Genomic DNA, 17,627 nt, shown 5'->3' on the forward strand with positions numbered 1-17,627 from the left:
GGTTTACAGGCCGCTTTGTATGCAGGTATGGCTGTAATGGTATGATGTGGTTTTTTGTGCGGGTGCAAAATGGCAGAAACGTTTTACCAACAAAGCGGCAGCAAACAAGAGCAATACCAAAGCCTGTTGCCACAGATTCAAGCCTTAATCAGCGATGAGCGCGATTTTGTCGCCAATATGGCCAATGTGTGTGCGGTGTTGAAACAGCAATTCGATTGGCTGTGGATAGGCTTTTATGTGGTGCGTGGCGAAGAGTTGGTGTTGGCGCCGTTTCAAGGCCCGATTGCGTGCACGCGTATTGCAAAAGGCCGCGGCGTGTGTGGCAGCGCGTGGGCGCAAGCGCAGACCATTGTTGTGCCAGATGTGAACCAATTTGCTGGCCACATTGCTTGCAGCAGTTTGTCGCAATCGGAAATTGTCGTGCCGATGCTATTGGGCGAGCGTTGTGTGGGCGTGCTCGACATAGACAGCGCCGACTTGGCGATGTTTGACGACACCGATGCCGAATTTTTACAGCAAGTGGTGGCGGTATTGTTGGCAAGTTCGGACGTGCCCGCTTAAAACGGGTTGTTCATTGATTCCCGCAGCGCTTTGCGCATGGTAAGAGTTGGCACTGCGGTGCCATTTTCTTTGTGTACGGTTTCGCTGGCCACACAGACAAAACCCAGACCTTGGTAGAGCGCCACATTGCGGCTGACTTCGGCGCGCACTTTGCATTCCATTGCCGTGTAACCGTGCGTCAGTGCGAGCTTTGCTAAAGCCGCTAATAAGTGTTTGACATGGCCTTGTCCACGAAAGCTGGGCAAGACGGCCAAACGCGCAAAATACAGCACATCTTGCCGCCACTGGGTTTTCACCATCGCCACAGTTTGCTGCTGGTGTTGCCACACAAAGGCGCGCATGCCATTGTGTAATTCCAGCTTGATGCTGTCTATGCTTTCATCCAAAGCACTGGAAGGCGAGGCGTCGTGGCGGTATTCGGCAAAAGCCTGTTGCATGATGTGGTGCAGTAATGCCGCGTCTTGGGTTTCAATCAACATGGACTAAGGGCAAGGTCAAAACACATACTGTAAACGCGGAAGATGACAATCGTGTGGGTATTACAGGCCGCTTATTGAATATCGTTTTGAGTAGTGGCGTGGGCGCGACATGGTGTGAGAGTTGAGGCAGATAGGGATGCCAAGTAGATGGCAGCTGCTATCGTTTTTTGCGTTTGCGACAGGCAAAAAAATAACCGCAAGAATGCGGTTTATTTTCCATGGTGCCCAGGGTCGGACTCGAACCGACACACCTTGCGGCGGGGGATTTTGAGTCCCCTGCGTCTACCAATTTCGCCACCTGGGCAGTGGATTTGGCTTACTGAAGACCGACATTATAAAGCATAATTGATGACTGTCAACGCTTTTTTGCGAGAGTTTTTTAAAAAATCGGCACTATTTTTGAAACAGCCATAAAAACAAAATCTTAAATAAATGTCGATATTGGAAATAGTTTTCTTGTGACCAAATTCCGTGCAAAAAAGAGGGATGAACAGATGTGAAGTAAGCAATAAATAAGCAAAAAATAAGGAGAGAAATGCTCAGCCATGGTCGGCAATGTGTCAAACAGTACAGTCATATGCTGGAAATCTGTGTATGAGAACATTCCCTATGCAGAAGAATCAGGTCAGGGCAGATTATTTCTTATTGCGTTGCTAAGAAGGATACTAAACATTCATCCATATGAATGACGTGCCCTGTTGGGCAAAACGAGATACTGACTAAAGAGGGTGGTACTGAAACCGACACCAGCACAATGGGATAACACAGAAACAACAGACAAAAAAATAACCGCGAATCGCGGTTTATTTTCCATGGTGCCCAGGGTCGGACTCGAACCGACACACCTTGCGGCGGGGGATTTTGAGTCCCCTGCGTCTACCAATTTCGCCACCTGGGCAGTGGATTTGGCTTACTGAGGATTGGCATTATAAGCCTATCATTTTTCTTGTCAACACAATGTCACACATTTATTTCGACTTTAATGTTAAACCCAAGTCATATAACTGTTTTTTGTTGGCAGAAAAAGTGCGGTGCACGATGTCACAGGCTTTTTTCAATGGCATGTCGTCCAATAACAGGTTTAATAATTGTTCAGCTTCGGGCGCAATCGCGTCTTCATGGCTGTTTTCGAGCGGGTGCACGATTAACACCATTTCACCGCGGCTTTGGTTGCTGTCTTGTGCCAAAGCGGCCTGTAACTCACTCGGCGTACCGATTAAGAAGGTTTCAAAGGTTTTGGTGATTTCACGTGCCAACATCACCACGCGCTCTGGAAACAAAGCCTGCATGTCGGCCAATGTGGCTTCAATGCGGTGCGGTGTTTCGTAGCTGACGATGGTTTGGGCGATGTTTTGCCATGTGGTTAACACGCTGCGGCGCTCGCTCGGTTTGGATGGAATAAAACCGGCAAAATAAAAATCAGGCGCGGTAATGCCGGCCACAGACAAGGCGGCAATCACGGCACTGGCGCCGACCACAGGTGACACTTTGTAACCCGCCGCACGCACGCCAGCGACCAAACGCGAACCGGGGTCGCACACGGCCGGAGAACCTGCATCAGACACTTGGGCAACGATTTGGCCTGCGGCCAAGGCTTCGATGATTTTGACCGTCATCGCTTGTTCATTTTGTTCGCGCACGCTGATGAGTTTGGCTTTGATGCCATAAGCGGCCAGCAATTGCCCTGTGACTCGCGTGTCTTCTGCGCACACCAAGTCTGCTTTGCTTAAAACTGCAAGAGCATGTAAGGTAATGTCGGATAAATTGCCAATCGGCGTGGCCACCACATATAATGTTTGTGGCTCTAAGCGCTCTTGGGCGCGTTCTATTAGGGGTTGTAACACTGTAGTCTCATTGGGCATTTCAATGGTGTGATACTATCATATGCGGAGAGTGGCATGCGCTTACAACATCCGACAGGCATGGCTGCAGAAGAGCGAGCTGCCCAGTATTTGCAGGCGCAAGGTTGCCGTATCGTGGTGCGCAATTGGCATTGCAAAAGCGGCGAAATAGACTTGGTGGCTTGGGATGGGGCGGTGTGCGTGTTTGTGGAAGTGCGGCTGCGCAGCTCTGAGCAGTTTGGCGGCGCAGCGGCGTCGATTACTGCCAGCAAACAACGTAAATTGCTGTTAAGTGCCCAAACCTATCTGCAAGCCGAACACCAGACCGAGCCCGAATGCCGTTTTGATGCGGTGTTAATCAATGGCGAAGGCCACATCGAGTGGCTCAAAAACATAATTGGAATGTAAATGAATTTAAGCGATCGCGTATTTGACCATTTTGCAGAAAGCATTAAGGCCAAACAAGACAACCAAGAATTATTGGCAGAGGCTACTGCCGCCGCCATCGAGTTGATGTTTGCGGCCTTGGTAAACGATGGCAAGGTATTGGCGTGTGGTAATGGCGGTTCGGCTGCCGATGCGCAGCATTTCGCCGCTGAATTGGTCGGTCGTTTTGAAATGGAACGCATGGGTTTGGCCGGCATCGCCTTAACCACCGATACTTCAGCGTTGACAGCGATTGCCAACGATTACGATTTTAACCGCGTGTTTTCCAAACAAGTGGAAGCCTTGGGTCGCAGCGGCGATGTGTTGTTGGCGATTTCAACTTCTGGCAATTCTGCCAACATCATTGCCGCCATTGAAGCGGCACACGAACGCGATATGCGTGTGGTGGCTTTAACCGGCAAAGACGGCGGCAAAATTGCGCACTTATTGCAAGACCAAGACATCTTATTGAATGTGGCGCACCAACGCACCGCGCGCATTCAAGAAATCCATATTTTGTTAATCCACGCAATCTGTGATGGCATCGATCAACTTTTAATGGGCAATGTGTAAGCGGCCTGTAAGGACTATTGCATGAAAAAAGCATTAACAGCAGCACTCATCGGTTTGAGTTTAACCCAATTGGTCAGCGGTTGCGCGGCTTTGGCCGTTGGTGGCATCGCCGCAGGTGGCTTGTCGGCATTGGATCGCCGCAGCACTGGCGCACAAGCCGATGACCAAATGATGGAATTGCAAGTGAGCAATACTGTTAATGGGTATTTGAAAGAACAAAGCGGCAAAGATGTGTATGTTAATGTCAAAACAGTCAGTTACAACCGCAATATCTTATTGCTAGGTGTGGTGCCGAATCAAGAGGCCAAAGACTTTGCCGAACGCGTGGCGCGTTCACAAACCGCTGTGAACAATGTCTATAACCACATTACCATCGGCCAAGCGCGCGACTTTAATGCCGCCCAAGACACATGGTTGACCTCAAAAATCCGTACCATGTTGTTAAAGCCACAAGGCTACAATCCCAACCATGTCAAAATCACCACCTTCAATGGCGTGACCTATGCCCAAGGCGTGTTGACGCCGGATGAGCAAGCCGCAGTCAGCGCCCAAATCAGCACCACTTTGGGCGTGCAAAAAGTGGTGACTTTGTACGAAACCTTTGTCCCAACTACCAGCACCACTTCGCCTTAAGTCGAGTTATCTGGCCGCTGCGCGGCCAGATACAGACGCATTAAAGTATTTGTGTTAAAGTGGCGGCGATATTTTGTTAATTTATCAAGGTCATATGGACACTTCGGATGTGAATACCATGGAAAACAGCACTGCAACCATCGCCAACAAAACCAAGCCACGCCGTTCGCGCATAGGCAAAGCGTTTTGGGGTCTCATTGGTTTGATGGCCATCGTGTCCATCGGCTTGATCAGCATGGCCGTTGTGGCGATGAACAAATACACTTACGCGACAGAAAACACCCAAAAACCCAAAGACCCAGGTGTGGAAATCATGGATTTGGGCGGTGGCAAAAGCCGCGTGGTCAGCGGCAATACCTTGCCTGCCAAACCGGCTGATGTGGATGAATCAGTAGTAGACAGTGGCACTTCTGGTAAAACTGCTGAAACCATGGCCGAAACCAAACATGCGGGCACGGCTTTGGTCGACAAAGTGGCGGTGAAACCGGTAACAGCGCCTAAGAAACAGCAAGTGGCGGTGGCCGAAGTCAATAATGAAGACAAGCCCAAATCCAAGGCCTCGGTTTCTGCCAACAAAGCAGACAAAGCCGCTGTGAGCAAACAACACAAAGAGTCGAATAAACAAATGGACAATTTGTTTTAAATGCAGCCTGTAACTAAAAAACCGCTGCCTTAGGCAGCGGTTTTTTGTGCATCCAATTGATTGAGTTTCTTCAATAAATCATCGACTTTGTTCGGGTCATCATTGCGCAAAATGCGCCAAACCTGTTTTTCCACCTCATCGGTATTGCTGTGCACAATCATGTTTTTCACCCGCAAAATATTCGATGGGTGCATGGAGAATTGGCGCAAACCCATGCCCAGTAACAAACGGGTATAGCGGTCGTCGCCGGCCATTTCACCGCAGATGGACACTGGTTTTCCTGCTTTGATGGCGCTGCGCAAAATATGGGTCAACAGTTTCAACACCGCAGGATGAGCCGGTTGGTACAAATAGCTGACCGCATCATCACTGCGATCGACGGCCAGCGTGTATTGAATCAAGTCATTGGTGCCTATGGACAGAAAATCCACTTGGCGCAGCAAGCTGGTCACCATCAAGGCGGCTGCAGGGATTTCAATCATGCAACCGGTGGGTATGTCGGCCTGAAACACGATGCCACGGTCAGACAATTGTTGCTTGGCCAAATCCAAATGGGCATGGCACAAACGCAATTCGCTTAAAGAACCGATCATCGGCCATAACATGCGTATCGGCCCATGCACGGCTGCACGCAAAATGGCACGCATTTGGGTACGGAACATGATGGGTTCGGCCAAACACAAGCGTATGCCGGTTAAGCCCAAGGCTGGATTCAAGGCATCGCCGTGGCTGAACCAGCGCGGGTTTTTGTCCACGCCCAAATCGACGGTGCGTATGGTCAGCGGCTTGCCCTTCATGCGTTTGACCGCATCCAGATAGATTTCGTATTGCTCGTCTTCAGTGGGCAAGGTATCGCGGTTCAAATACAAGAACTCACTGCGGAACAAGCCAACGCCGTCTATGGCATATTTGTGTGCGGTAGCGATGTCGGACGGTGCTTCAATATTGGCAAAGATTTGGATGTTGACATCGTCGGCAGTGGTGGCAGCGGTATTTTTTAACTTGTTCAGTTGGCGTTTTTGATTGCGGTAGATTTTGGCGCGTTTGCGGTATTCGGCCAAAATTTTCTCATCAGGGTCGATGATGAGCACGCCGTCTATGCCATCGACAATCACCCACTCATCGTCTTGGATGATTTGGCGGGCATTGTGTAAGGCGATGACAGACGGAATGTCCAAGCTGCGCGCCAAAATAGCGGTGTGGCTGGTTGGGCCGCCGACATCGGTCACAAAAGCAGCGACACGGCTGTCTTTGAAGAAGATGGTGTCGGCAGGCGAGATGTCGTGTGCAATCAAAATGGTGTCATCGAACAAGTCGCTGTTCACATTCAATTCGATTTCATGGCCGCGCAGGTTTTTGAAAATGCGCTCGCCCACTTGCAACATGTCTTGTTTGCGCTCGCGCAAATACTCGTCTTCGATGACATCAAATTGCTGTGACAAACGCTCAAGCTGTACTTGCAGCGCCCATTCGGCGTTGATTTCTTTTTCTTCGATGATGTCTATCGGTTCGCGTGATAAGGTCACATCGGTTAACAACATCAAATGCAAAGAGATGAACGCACCCAATTCGGTGGGGGCATTCTCAGGAATGGTATTGCGCAATTGTTCCAGTTGCCGCCGCGTCAGTTTGACCGCGGTTTGAAAGCGCAAACACTCGTCTTTCACCTCATTCGCTTCGATAGCGTAATGGGGAATGTTGTCCAATCCTTGTTGCAATAAGAGGGCGCGACCTATGGCAATGCCGCCGCCCACGGCGATGCCGTGTAACACGATGCTCATGCTGCTCCTTAGACTATTCTTCCTCGCCGAAGTAGTCGGCAATCAGTTGTTTCAAGGCATTCATGGCAGCTTCTTCGTCCACGCCATCCACTTCCAAGGTAATCACCGTACCTTGTGCGGCCGCCAACATCATCAAACCCATGATGGATTTGCCATTGACGCGACGGTCTTTGCGCGACACCCAAATTTCCGATTGGAATTGGGCGGCGGTTTGGGTGAATTTGCTGGAAGCTCGGGCGTGTAAACCCAATTTGTTTTCTATGGTAAGGTCTGCGCTGATCATGTTCGTGTCGCTTCTTCTGGTTCGTAGGTTAGTGCCATAATGCCGTTTAAGGCCGCTTCTTTCACTTCTTGGGTGAGTGAGTTCAAATCATTGCGTAATGCAGAATACTGGATGGCTTTCACCATCATCGGCGCATTCAGGCCGGTTAACATCATCACATCATCGGATTGGATGAGTTTGCGTGAGATGTTGCACGGCGTGGCGCCAAAAATATCGGTTAAGATTAACACGCCTTGGCCTTGGTTTACTTCATGTATCAAGGCAGAGGCGCGTTCCAAAATGATGTCGGGGGTGTCATCTTTGGCCACGTTGAGCAGCCTGACATTGTCAGGGCAGGGACCAAAAAAATGACTGACCAAAGAACTGAAGGCATGGCCTAAAGTTTCATGGGTCACTATGAGCAATCCTATCATGCTGCTAACTCGCTGATTAACATGGCCGATATCAGCGATATGCGGCCTGTAAGTGGAATATCAATAACCCAAACGTTGGCACACGGTCGACACCAAACCCGCTTGGTTTAAGGTGTAAAAATGCAAACTTGGTGCACCTTGGCTGAGCAGGCGGTCACACAAATCGGTAACCACGTCCAAACCCAAAGCCTTAATCGACGCCGTATCGTCACCATAGGCTTGCAATTTCAAGCGCAACCAGCGCGGTACTTCAGCGCCACACATGTCGGAGAAGCGGCACAAATTGCTGAAGCTGGCGATGGGCATGATGCCCGGCACGATGGGAATGTCTATGCCTTTGGCGCGCACTGCATCGACAAAAGCGAAATACGCATCAATATTGTAGAAATACTGCGTAATCGCTGAGTCGGCACCGGCGCGGCATTTTTGTACAAAAAAGTCTATGTCGGCTTGGGCGCTTTTGGCCTGTGGGTGGTATTCGGGGTAAGCCGCCACTTCAATGTGGAACCAATCGCCGTGTTGTTCGCGGATGAAGCTCACCAATTCATTGGCGTAGCGAAAGCCATCCATCATGCCCATGCCCGATGGGATGTCGCCGCGCAAGGCCACAATGTGTTTGATGCCATGTGAACGGTAGGTGTTCAAAATGTCGCCGATTTCTTCTGGGCTGGAACCGACACACGATAAGTGCGGAGCTGCGGGCGTGTCTTCTGCCATGATGTCGAGCACAGTTTGCAAAGTGCCATCGCGGGTGGTGCCACCAGCGCCAAAAGTGCACGAGAAAAACTCGGGGTTAAATTGGCGCAATTGTTGGCGGGTAATCGCGACTTTTTTCCGTCCTTCTTCGGTACGGGTAGGGAAGAATTCAAAGCTTAAAGGGGTGCGGTTCATTTGTTAATATTTCGCCAGAAGAAAGGTCTTAACCATACCTTAGCATCGTCTTTAGGGCAATCGTTAGCGTTGATAAAGAGTATATGCCAAGTGAGCAAAAAATGTTGGCTTATTCACATACCTGCGGCCAGTCATCAGCATTTGGAGCAAGTGCGGCAACATTCGTTCGATTTTCACGCTGGCCAAGCCAGATTAGAGTCTTCATCATACAAGAAAAAGCATAAGCGGCCTGAATTATTTTACAGGCCGCTTATAGGGGGTTTGAACGGCGCAATCGCAGCCGTAAGAATGCGCTTAATGGGCGTTTTGGTGGTGGGTGTGGGCGTGTACCCAGGCCAATAAGGCGGGTTGGATTTTTGGATTCAAAAAGCCCATGATTTTGCCTATGCTGATGGCAGCCACGGCCGTACCTATGCCGATGGCGCCCCATTGCTGTAAGAATATCCAGCACAAACTGGCCGATACCAGCACATTGATGACATCGCCGCTGATTTTGGCGCGACTGAAAGTGACCTCGAAACGGTTTTTAATCGCAAAACTCAAGGCATCGTAAGGTAAGAGCGGCAGTTTGGCGGTGAAATAGCCGATTAAGCCACACGAAATTACCCACAAGCTGATGATCAAATAAGCGGCCTGTAACCACCATGTGTTCGCTGCAGGCAAGAACGCCAATAACCACAGTGTTGCGTCCATAAAAAAGCCAAAGATGACGCTCAGCATCATTTGCAAACAGGCTTCGCGCAAATCGACACAGCGATTCAAAATCATTTGGATGGCAATAAACACCATGTACACACAGACACTGGCCGTGCCGACCGACAAGGGTGTAATCAAATGAATGGAATAGGCCAAAGAGGAAACAGGCGATACGCCCAGGTGGGCCATGATGGAAAAACTGCAACCTAAGGCCAAGATAAATAAGCCACTCACATAGAGTGTTAATCGTTTGTATATTGTTTTCATTAATACATTATATCAACTTGAAGTCCTAAAGAGTATCAATAAAAACTTTGATTATTATGGATTTTATTTAAAATTGAATGAATTTTACTGAGAATAGGGTAAGAAGCCGGCGCATTGTCCAGTAAATCATGAAAGTATTATATTGTTAGTTTGGTGAATGAATATCGGCCTGTATGTGAGCATATTGTTGCATTTGGTGAACAGCATCATTCGGCAGCTTCTGTGGGTTTACAGGCCGCATCGGGCAAGAATTTTTCTGGTAACACGGTGTGGCATTGCTGGCAGCGCAATGTGTGTTGTTCCTTGCCTATGGGAAACAAGGGCAGGAAAAACACCGACACATACGAGCGCTGAGCCCGCCATTGGTAAGTGGTGGTGGTTTGGCAAATGGGACAATTGAATGCGCCGGTTTGCACCGAGGTTTGCTTGGGGCTGATGCCGAAGATAAAAATCATAAGTAGGCTGGATAAAAAAGAGCGGCAGACGCGACATTTTAGCCTGAGCATGGCTACAATAGGGTATTGTTTTCCAGCATAAGGTAAATGCAACAACATGAGTAGCGAACACACCGCAAGACTGTTAATTCATTGTCAGGACCAAGCTGGCATCGTCCAAGCAGTTTCAGGATTTTTGTTTCACAGCGGCGCCAACATCACTTCTTTAGACCAGTACACCACTGAAGCTGTGGGCGGCGATTATTTTATGCGGGTGGAGTTTGTGTTGCCGCAGTTGCCGCAGCAATTGGACAGCTTGACCGATAATTTTACCCGCAACGTGGCTGAGCGCTATCAAATGAATTGGCGCTTGAGTTTGGTACAAGAGCGCAAGAAGATTGCCTTGTTGGTGTCCAAACACGATCATGCGCTGATGGAGTTGCTGTGGCGCCATGCGCGTGGCCAATTGCCGTGTGACATCGCCTGCGTCATCAGTAACCATGAAGATTTGCGCCACGCGGTTGAACATTTTGACATTCCATTCCATGTGGTGAAGGTACAGGCCGATACCAAGGCCGCGGCCGAAGCGCAAATCAATGAATGGGTGGCCGATTGTGATGTGTTGGTATTGGCGCGCTACATGCAAATACTCAGCGCTGAATTCACCGAACAATGGGCGATGAAAATCATCAACATCCACCATTCGTTCTTGCCTGCATTTGTGGGCGCCGATCCGTATCGCCAAGCGTATGAAAAAGGCGTGAAGCTGATCGGAGCGACCGCGCATTATGTCACCGCCGATTTGGATCAAGGGCCGATCATTGAGCAAGATGTGAAGCGGGTAGACCACCGCTATACCGTGACCGAATTGCGCCAACTCGGCGCTGAAGTGGAGCGTCAGGTATTGGCTCGCGCGGTGTTGTGGCATGTGGAAGACCGCATCATTGTGTTTGGCAATAAGACGGTGGTGTTTGAATAAAACCCGTGATGAGATGTAAAAGCGGCCTGTAAATGTTTTACAGGCCGCTTTTAAATGCATGATGCAAGAGCGTGGTGTATTCAATGATGGGGCAAGCGCCAAATCCAAATTGCCACACACAAGCAGGTGACGCCGCAGGCGCTCCATACCCACACCAATTCAGGAAAACGGTAATACACCATCCAAGTGGACAAAGCCATCATGGTGCTGGAGAGGATTTTGGCCGGCAAGGGCACGGCGCGGTGTTGCTGCCATGCGCTGACAATCGGCCCGAAGGTACGGTGTTGCAACAGCCATTGATGAAAGCGCGGTGAGGCTTTGGCAAAACACACCGCCGCCAATAACACAAACGGGGTGGTGGGCAGCAAAGGCAGGAAGATGCCTATGGTCCCCAGCGCCAAAGACACAAAGCCTGCCACCAATAACAGCCAGCGCAACATATTAAGAGGCCTTATCTTGTTTCCATAAAGCTTGCCAACCTTCTATGCCCATTTGTTCCAGCAAGGCGATGTTGCGCTCATAAATGGTCGCGGCATCGGGAAATGCTTGCATGGCTTTGTCTATGCTGGCTTCGCGGATTAAATGAAACGTTGGGTAAGGTGAACGGTTGGTGTAATTGCTGATGGCATCGGCATCGGCATCGGCAAATTGAAATTGCGGGTGAAACGGGGCAATTTGGATGATGCCGTCCAAGCCATGTTCGACCAATACTTGGTCGGTAATGTCCAAGACCTCATTGAACAATTCAAAGTCCGCAAACAAGTTAGGCTCGACCACCAAGGTGGTTTCCAAGGTGTCGGCAGGGGTGTCGCGCAGCAACAGCAATTCGCGGTCGAGCAATTCTAAAAAGTCGTCTAAATGACGGGCACGGCTGACTTCGATGCGGATCAAATCTTTGTTGTACGCCGCTTTGGCAAACGGACACAGGTTCAAGCCGATGACAGCGGCCTGTAACCAATGGCGCGTTTGGGCGCTGATGTCTTGGATGTCGGTATCAGTCATTGTGCAAATGGTTCAAAGGCAAGGCGGTGGTTTTTTTCACTTCGCGCAGTACAAAGCTCGAACGCGCGTCTTGTACGCCTTCTTGATTCAATAAGACTTCTAAGACAAAGTGGGAGAAGTGTTCCATGTCGACAAAGAAGGCATGCAACATATAGTCGGTTTCACCGGTCAGGGCAAAACAGCTCAAAATTTCTTGCCAACCTTGTACCGCTTCATCGAATTTTTCACGGCCGCCACCGGCTTTGTTCAAAGTCACGCGGATAAACGCTTGCAAGCCCAACTCTATCGCTGCTGGGCTTAACAAAGCCGCATAGCGTTGTATCACGCCCGCGTCTTCCAATTGTTTTAAACGGCGCAAACATGGAGAGGGTGAAAGGGCAACGCGTTCTGACAATTCCACATTGGTTAAGCGCCCGTTTTCTTGCAACACTTGCAAGATTTTCAAATCGATTTTGTCCAATACTATATTTTGCATATGAGTGGCCCCCTTTGCGCGCCATTTCTTCTTAGGTACGAGTAGACATTTATTTTATTTGATTTTGATTGTGCGAGTGTTCACAAATATCACAAATCAACGTTTCAGGAACATAATATGACAATATTTTAACCCAAAAGCCATTATTTTTTATAAAAAATTATGGAAATGCAAAATTGATGTGAAATATTGTTATTTTTTCAGTCTGGCTCAGGCGAAATTGACAGTGGTGGCGCTTGGGTTTGCTTGTGGTCTTGATGCTAGAGCAAAAGTTTGATTTAAAATAAGTATGTTCACCACCTTGCCAAAATATCCGATTCATTCAATAATGGCGGCGTTTGGCAGGAGAACGACGGAAATAGATAAATTTCTGTCTACCGAAGGCGCATACACCCTTAAATCGCTCAGGTAACCGGACTGCTTAACCCTCGTCTTTGCTTATCATATTCATACCAAGACGCGGCAAATCTGGAGAGTGGCTTTTGCCCACCGAAGGGGGGAAGAATGAGTCTATCATTCGAAAATCTCAGGTATCAGGACAGATAGGGAATGGCTTTTGTTACGGCAATGGCATTCTTATATTCTATGGAGTGATGGCAAATGAGTGAACCCCAAAAAACCCCGTTTTATAACGCCCATGTCGCTGCTGCAGGCAAAATGGTCGATTTCTCAGGCTGGGATTTGCCCATCCATTATGGCTCTCAAATCAAAGAACATGAATTCGTGCGTACCGATGCCGGTATGTTCGACGTGTCACACATGGTGGTAACCGACATCTCTGGCGAAAAAGCCAAAGCATGGTTGCAATACCTGTTGGCAAACGATGTAGACAAATTGAAATTCGTTGGCAAGGCTTTGTATTCTCCGATGTTGAATGAACAAGCCGGTGTGATAGACGATTTGATCGTTTACCTCTCTAACGAAGCCGAAACGGCATACCGCATTGTGTCTAACGCGGCAACCCGCGACAAAGACTTGGCACAATTCGCCAAAACTGCTGCTCCTTTTAATGTACAAATCAAAGAACGCCCTGAGTTGGCGATGTTGGCTGTGCAAGGCCCCAAAGCCATTGAAAAATTATTGCAAGCCAAACCAGAGTGGGCTGAGCAAGTGAATGCGTTGAAACCATTCGTGGGCGTGGACTTGGGTGGTGATTGGTTTGTGGCCAAAACAGGCTATACCGGTGAAGACGGTGTGGAAGTGATTTTGCCTGCGGCTGAAGCGGTGCCATTCTTCCAAGACTTACAGGCCGCTGGTATTCATCCTTGTGGCTTGGGTTCACGCGATACCTTGCGCATGGAAGCGGGCATGAATTTGTATGGTCACGACATGGGCGAAGAAATCAACCCATTACAGGCCGGCATGGGCTGGACTGTGGCTTGGAGCGATGAGCGTGATTTCATCGGTAAAGCCGCTTTGTTGCAAGCTAAAGAAACCGGCGTGCCTGAAAAACAAGTGGGCTTGGTGATGGAAACCCGCGGCGTGTTGCGTGAAGGCATGCAAGTGACGGTACCGGGTGTGGGCACAGGCGTGATTACCTCTGGTACGTTCTCACCGACCTTGAAATTATCGATTGCGATTGCGCGTGTGCCTAAAGCCACTACCGATACGGCCCAAGTTGACATTCGCGGCACCATGACCGATGTGCGTGTGATCAAGTTGCCTTTCGTGCGCAATGGTCAAAAACAATTTGATTGATTAGTGTGTAGGCGTCTTGGTGTGACAAGACGCCTTTTGTATGTAGATGAAATCTAAATGTGGAGTTTAACCTCATGAGCAATGTTCCAGCAGAATTAAAATATGTCGCCAGCCACGAGTGGTTGCGTCTTGAAGCCGATGGTTCTGTAACCGTAGGCATTACCGATCACGCCCAAGAATTGTTGGGTGACATCGTATTCGTTGAATTGCCAGAAGTGGGCGCGAGCTTGGCTGCTGATGAGCAAGCCGGTGTGGTTGAATCTGTGAAAGCAGCTTCTGACATTTACGCGCCGATTGCTGGTGAAGTTTTGGAAGTGAACCAAGAATTGGTAGACGCGCCTGAAACAGCCAACAGCGACCCTTACGGTGCTGCTTGGTTCTTCCGCATTCAACCTGCCAATGTGGCTGATTTGGATGCCTTGTTGGATGCAGCGGCATACGAAGCTGAAATCAACTAAGTCGTAATCGCATGACCATGAAGTAGCAAGTGTTGCACTGATGCAGTGAAGTACTTGCTACTTATGCTGAAAAAACACCCACTTACTCAGATTTCCTGCATGATGGGTTTACCTAAGTCGGTAAATCAAACAGGGGAGTGATGAGATGGCTTTACAAGAACCAAGTCGTGCTTTTGTGGGTGCTTCGTGGACAGCGTTGGCTGTCGGCACCATTACCTATTTGGTGGGTTTGTGGAATGCACAAATGGCCTTGAGTGAAAAAGGCTATTACTTAGTATTGCTCTTATTTGGTTTGTTTGCGGCCGTTTCCTTGCAAAAAGCAGTGCGCGATCGCTTAGAACAAATACCGGTAACCGAAATTTATTTGGGTATTTGTTGGTTTGGTTTGATCAGTTCTATCGTGTTATTGGCTGTGGGTTTGTGGAATGCCACCATGGCAGGCACGGAAAAAGGGTTTTACGGCATGAGTTATTTGCTCAGCCTGTTTGCTGCGGTGGCGGTGCAAAAAAATGTCCGCGACACCTTGCAATTTCGCCGTGAAAATGGCGATGATGCGGCAACTCATTCGGGATCGTTTTTACAACGACGGTTCGGCAAAGATGAGGAATAACCCAAGAACCGTTCACTGAACCAATCCCAGTTTCCTACCGGTGACAGCATGGCTGTGACCGGTTTATTTTTTTTGATGGTTAATTCAATTGCAATGACTTATTGCCAATTTGCAGCGACCTTGGCCGCTGACAGTACCGACCCGAATAAGCACTACCACGACCATGTGTATGGCTTTGCGGTAGCGGCAGACAATGAATTGTTTGCCCGCTTGGTATTGGAAATCAACCAAGCGGGGTTGAGCTGGACCACCATACTTAAAAAATGGCAAGGCTTTTACCAAGCTTATGCCGATTTTGACATCGCCACCGTGGCCGCGTTTGATGAAACCGATGTGGCACGTTTGTTGGCAGATGCGAGCATCATTCGCAATCGTTTAAAAGTACAGGCCGCTATATACAATGCGCAGCAGATTTTGGTGTTGCAGCAAGAGTACGGTTCTTTTAAAGCTTGGCTAGACCAACATCACCCATTGGACAAAGACGCTTGGGTGAAGCTGTTTAAACAACAATTCAAATTCGTCGGTGGTGAAATCGTCAACGAATTTTTAATGAGCACAGGTTATTTGGCGGGTGCACATGATGAAGACTGTCCAGTATTGGTACGTGTGCTGGCAAGCAAGCCTTTATTTGCACACACTGATGGACAGGATGATTCAGCATGTTAGGCATAGAAAACTATTTGGGTTTTATCGTGGCGGCCTTGGTGCTGAACATCACCCCCGGTTCGGACACGATATACATTTTGAGCCGCACCTTGGCACAAGGCAAACGTGCTGGCATCGCCTCGGTACTGGGCATTTCCAGCGGGGTGTTGATTTGGGGCTTATTGGTTTCTTTTGGTTTGGCGTCGTTATTGAAAACCATGCCTTCGTTGATGTTGGCAGTGAAATTATTGGGCGCGGCATACATTGTGTGGATAGCGGTACAGATGTGGCGTCACAGTGATTTGGATGCGGCAGCGTTACAGGCCGATGTGCATCACCTCAGTGTGCGTAAGGTTTACCAGCAAGGCATCATCACCAATTTATTGAATCCCAAAGTGGGCTTGTTCTTTTTGGCGTTTTTGCCGCAATTCATCAGCAGCGGCACGGCATCACCGTTGCCATTTTTAGTGTTGACGGCCACGTTCATCATGACTGGAACCATTTGGTGTTTGCTGTTGGTCGGTTTGGCCAGTTTGATCAGCAAACATTTGCAACATCAGCCGCGGATGGCGACTTATATCAGCCGTGGCAGCAGTGTGATATTGGGGGCGATGGGCATACACATCGGCCTGAGCAGTTTGAAAGAGGTGTTATGACCGAGGTGCAAACTGCCGAACGCATCAACATCGGTTTGGCTTTGTCGGTCTTTGTCATCGGCGTGTTTGCGTTTTTGGAAGTGTATGCCATCCAAGCCATCTTGCCGAATTTGATGCACGATTTTCAAGCAACACCGGCGCAAATTGGTTTTACGGTAGGGGCAACGGTATTGGCGGTGGCAATCATGTCGCCGTTTATGGGCATGTTGTCCGACGCCATAGGGCGCAAAAGTGTGATAGTGGCCTCGCTGTTGTTTTTGGCCTTTCCGACGGCAATGTTGGGCTTTTCCGACAGCTTGAGCCAAATGAATGTGTGGCGGTTTTTACAAGGTTTGGCCGTACCGGGCATCACCGTGGTGTTGATTGCTTACATCGGTGAAGAATTCTCCGGCAAAGCCATGACGCGTTTGATGACGCTGTATGTGTCAGGTACGGTATTGGGAGGCTTTTCAGGCCGCTTTATCTTGGGCCATTTAACCGAATACATGTCGTGGCAACACGCGTTTTGGGTGATGGCAGCGATGATGTTGGCCGGTGTGGTGATGGCGGCGACGCAATTGCCTGCCTCGAAAAATTTTGTGGCCAATGCGCATTTGAAGCCAGCACTGCAAGGCTTGTGGTCGCATTTGCACAATCGCTATGTGCTCAGTGCGATGTTATTGGGCTCGTGTGTGTTGTTTTCCTTGGTGGGGTGTTTCACCTTCATCAATTTGCATTTGGCTGCCGAGCCGTATCGCTTGGGCAGTGCGGACTTGGCCAATATTTACATGGTGTATTTGATAGGCATGGTGATTACGCCGCTGTCGACGCAAATCATCAGCCGTTTTGGTGCCAAGAAAACCGTGTTGATGGCGGTAAGCGTGTCCATGCTTGGGGTGGTGGGTACCTTGGCGACGCCTTTGTGGGGCATCGTCTTGGCCTTAGCGATTATGAGCACAGGGGTGTTCATTACCCAAGCGGCGACCATCAGTTACATTGCCAAGAACGTCACCCAAAACCGTTCTTTGGCATCGGGTTTGTATTACATGGGTTATTACACTGGCGGCACCATCGGTGCCACGGTGTGTGGTTTGGCTTATGCGCGCGGGGTTTGGAGCATGACGGTTGTGACCTTGCTCGCGGTACAGGTGTTTGCTTTATTGGTGGCGTCTTACATTATGGTGGCTCGTAAGGCGTCCTGAAA

At 49.2% G+C, this 17,627-nt stretch carries 23 protein-coding genes, 2 tRNA genes and 2 riboswitches; of the genes, 12 read left to right on the plus strand and 13 right to left on the minus strand.

Translation table 11 applies throughout. The features are described 5' to 3' along the window. Window positions 1-69: 69 nt before the first annotated feature. The gene (locus BN3003_RS03225; protein ID WP_058305294.1) at window positions 70-561 is read left to right on the plus strand and encodes a GAF domain-containing protein; all 492 of its coding nucleotides are present in this window, start codon (window positions 70-72) and stop codon (window positions 559-561) included. Here BN3003_RS03225 and BN3003_RS03230 read toward each other — a convergent pair. The 4 genes from BN3003_RS03230 to rsmI all read right to left on the minus strand — a co-directional run bounded on the left by BN3003_RS03230 (window position 558) and on the right by rsmI (window position 2,884). Then, window positions 558-1,040: a GNAT family N-acetyltransferase gene (locus BN3003_RS03230; RefSeq protein ID WP_058305295.1), complete on the minus strand. Its 483-nt coding sequence runs from the start codon at window positions 1,038-1,040 to the stop codon at window positions 558-560. The two genes, BN3003_RS03225 and BN3003_RS03230, sit on opposite strands and share 4 nt — an antisense overlap. A 219-nt stretch (window positions 1,041-1,259) precedes the next feature. After that, window positions 1,260-1,344, minus strand: a tRNA-Leu gene (locus tag BN3003_RS03235). A 509-nt stretch (window positions 1,345-1,853) separates the two neighbouring features. Next, a tRNA-Leu gene (locus BN3003_RS03240) sits at window positions 1,854-1,938 on the minus strand. 70 nt (window positions 1,939-2,008) lie between these two features. Continuing rightward, entirely contained in the window at window positions 2,009-2,884 is an 876-nt protein-coding gene (rsmI, locus tag BN3003_RS03245) for a 16S rRNA (cytidine(1402)-2'-O)-methyltransferase (RefSeq protein ID WP_058305296.1), read from the minus strand. Between the two features lie 54 nt (window positions 2,885-2,938). On the opposite strand from rsmI, the gene BN3003_RS03250 reads away from it, so the two are divergent. The 4 genes from BN3003_RS03250 (at window position 2,939) to BN3003_RS03265 (ending at window position 5,156) form a co-directional block, all read left to right on the plus strand. Further along, window positions 2,939-3,289, plus strand: coding sequence for a YraN family protein (locus BN3003_RS03250; RefSeq protein ID WP_058305297.1), 351 nt, complete (start codon window positions 2,939-2,941; stop codon window positions 3,287-3,289). Further along, window positions 3,290-3,880 carry a phosphoheptose isomerase gene (locus BN3003_RS03255; protein ID WP_058305298.1) on the plus strand — a complete coding sequence of 197 codons (591 nt, stop codon included), beginning with the start codon at window positions 3,290-3,292 and terminating at the stop codon, window positions 3,878-3,880. 21 nt (window positions 3,881-3,901) lie between these two features. Beyond that, window positions 3,902-4,513: a BON domain-containing protein gene (locus tag BN3003_RS03260; RefSeq protein ID WP_058305299.1), complete on the plus strand. Its 612-nt coding sequence runs from the start codon at window positions 3,902-3,904 to the stop codon at window positions 4,511-4,513. A gap of 118 nt (window positions 4,514-4,631) precedes the next feature. Continuing rightward, window positions 4,632-5,156, plus strand: coding sequence for a hypothetical protein (locus BN3003_RS03265; RefSeq protein WP_147645318.1), 525 nt, complete (start codon window positions 4,632-4,634; stop codon window positions 5,154-5,156). A gap of 29 nt (window positions 5,157-5,185) precedes the next feature. On the opposite strand, the gene ptsP is transcribed toward BN3003_RS03265, so the two are convergent. The 6 genes from ptsP to BN3003_RS03295 form a co-directional block, all read right to left on the minus strand. Continuing rightward, window positions 5,186-6,937: a phosphoenolpyruvate--protein phosphotransferase gene (gene ptsP, locus BN3003_RS03270; protein ID WP_058305301.1), complete on the minus strand. Its 1,752-nt coding sequence runs from the start codon at window positions 6,935-6,937 to the stop codon at window positions 5,186-5,188. Window positions 6,938-6,950: 13 nt separating this feature from the next. After that, window positions 6,951-7,220, minus strand: a complete 270-nt coding sequence (locus tag BN3003_RS03275; protein WP_058305302.1) for an HPr family phosphocarrier protein — start codon at window positions 7,218-7,220, stop codon at window positions 6,951-6,953. Further along, entirely contained in the window at window positions 7,217-7,633 is a 417-nt protein-coding gene (locus BN3003_RS03280; protein WP_058305303.1) for a PTS sugar transporter subunit IIA, read from the minus strand. The genes BN3003_RS03275 and BN3003_RS03280 overlap by 4 nt, the downstream gene beginning before the upstream one ends. Before the next feature lie 60 nt (window positions 7,634-7,693). Next, complete coding sequence (gene metF, locus BN3003_RS03285) at window positions 7,694-8,524, minus strand: methylenetetrahydrofolate reductase [NAD(P)H] (protein WP_058305304.1); 831 nt, start codon at window positions 8,522-8,524, stop codon at window positions 7,694-7,696. A 294-nt stretch (window positions 8,525-8,818) separates the two neighbouring features. After that, window positions 8,819-9,487 (minus strand): YczE/YyaS/YitT family protein, encoded by a 669-nt coding sequence (locus BN3003_RS03290; RefSeq protein ID WP_058305305.1) that lies wholly within the window; start codon window positions 9,485-9,487, stop codon window positions 8,819-8,821. Window positions 9,488-9,693: 206 nt separating this feature from the next. Then, window positions 9,694-9,942: a zinc-ribbon domain-containing protein gene (locus BN3003_RS03295; RefSeq protein ID WP_058305306.1), complete on the minus strand. Its 249-nt coding sequence runs from the start codon at window positions 9,940-9,942 to the stop codon at window positions 9,694-9,696. A 97-nt stretch (window positions 9,943-10,039) separates the two neighbouring features. On the opposite strand from BN3003_RS03295, the gene purU reads away from it, so the two are divergent. Continuing rightward, complete coding sequence (gene purU, locus BN3003_RS03300; RefSeq protein WP_058305307.1) at window positions 10,040-10,900, plus strand: formyltetrahydrofolate deformylase; 861 nt, start codon at window positions 10,040-10,042, stop codon at window positions 10,898-10,900. Between the two features lie 80 nt (window positions 10,901-10,980). Here the strand turns inward: purU and BN3003_RS03305 are convergent, their stop codons facing one another. The 3 genes from BN3003_RS03305 to BN3003_RS03315 are packed head-to-tail and all read right to left on the minus strand — an operon-like array spanning window position 10,981 to window position 12,377. Next, a complete protein-coding gene (locus BN3003_RS03305; protein ID WP_058305308.1) occupies window positions 10,981-11,340 on the minus strand; it encodes a YbaN family protein in 360 nt (119 codons plus the stop codon). A gap of 1 nt (window position 11,341) precedes the next feature. Beyond that, window positions 11,342-11,902, minus strand: coding sequence for a DUF1415 domain-containing protein (locus BN3003_RS03310; protein WP_058305309.1), 561 nt, complete (start codon window positions 11,900-11,902; stop codon window positions 11,342-11,344). Beyond that, the gene (locus BN3003_RS03315; RefSeq protein ID WP_058305310.1) at window positions 11,895-12,377 is read right to left on the minus strand and encodes an Lrp/AsnC family transcriptional regulator; all 483 of its coding nucleotides are present in this window, start codon (window positions 12,375-12,377) and stop codon (window positions 11,895-11,897) included. The genes BN3003_RS03310 and BN3003_RS03315 overlap by 8 nt, the downstream gene beginning before the upstream one ends. A gap of 332 nt (window positions 12,378-12,709) precedes the next feature. Then, a riboswitch (glycine riboswitch) is annotated at window positions 12,710-12,807 on the plus strand. A gap of 28 nt (window positions 12,808-12,835) precedes the next feature. Beyond that, window positions 12,836-12,929: riboswitch (glycine riboswitch) on the plus strand. A 48-nt stretch (window positions 12,930-12,977) separates the two neighbouring features. Between BN3003_RS03315 and gcvT the strand changes: the two genes are divergently transcribed. The 6 genes from gcvT (at window position 12,978) to BN3003_RS03345 (ending at window position 17,625) form a co-directional block, all read left to right on the plus strand. Next, complete coding sequence (gene gcvT / locus BN3003_RS03320) at window positions 12,978-14,075, plus strand: glycine cleavage system aminomethyltransferase GcvT (protein ID WP_058305311.1); 1,098 nt, start codon at window positions 12,978-12,980, stop codon at window positions 14,073-14,075. Window positions 14,076-14,149: 74 nt separating this feature from the next. Beyond that, window positions 14,150-14,533, plus strand: a complete 384-nt coding sequence (gene gcvH, locus BN3003_RS03325; RefSeq protein WP_058305312.1) for a glycine cleavage system protein GcvH — start codon at window positions 14,150-14,152, stop codon at window positions 14,531-14,533. A gap of 145 nt (window positions 14,534-14,678) precedes the next feature. Next, window positions 14,679-15,143 (plus strand): inner membrane protein YiaA, encoded by a 465-nt coding sequence (gene yiaA / locus BN3003_RS03330; protein WP_058305313.1) that lies wholly within the window; start codon window positions 14,679-14,681, stop codon window positions 15,141-15,143. 93 nt (window positions 15,144-15,236) lie between these two features. Beyond that, a complete protein-coding gene (locus BN3003_RS03335) occupies window positions 15,237-15,809 on the plus strand; it encodes a DNA-3-methyladenine glycosylase I (protein WP_058305459.1) in 573 nt (190 codons plus the stop codon). Beyond that, the gene (locus BN3003_RS03340; RefSeq protein WP_058305314.1) at window positions 15,803-16,444 is read left to right on the plus strand and encodes a LysE family translocator; all 642 of its coding nucleotides are present in this window, start codon (window positions 15,803-15,805) and stop codon (window positions 16,442-16,444) included. The genes BN3003_RS03335 and BN3003_RS03340 overlap by 7 nt, the downstream gene beginning before the upstream one ends. Further along, window positions 16,441-17,625: an MFS transporter gene (locus BN3003_RS03345; RefSeq protein WP_058305315.1), complete on the plus strand. Its 1,185-nt coding sequence runs from the start codon at window positions 16,441-16,443 to the stop codon at window positions 17,623-17,625. Before BN3003_RS03340 ends, BN3003_RS03345 begins: the two co-directional genes overlap by 4 nt. Window positions 17,626-17,627: the final 2 nt, after the last annotated feature.

The sequence above is a fragment of the Vitreoscilla massiliensis genome, assembly GCF_001457815.1.
In the GTDB taxonomy this organism is placed as follows: Bacteria; Pseudomonadota; Gammaproteobacteria; order Burkholderiales; family Neisseriaceae; genus Vitreoscilla; species Vitreoscilla massiliensis.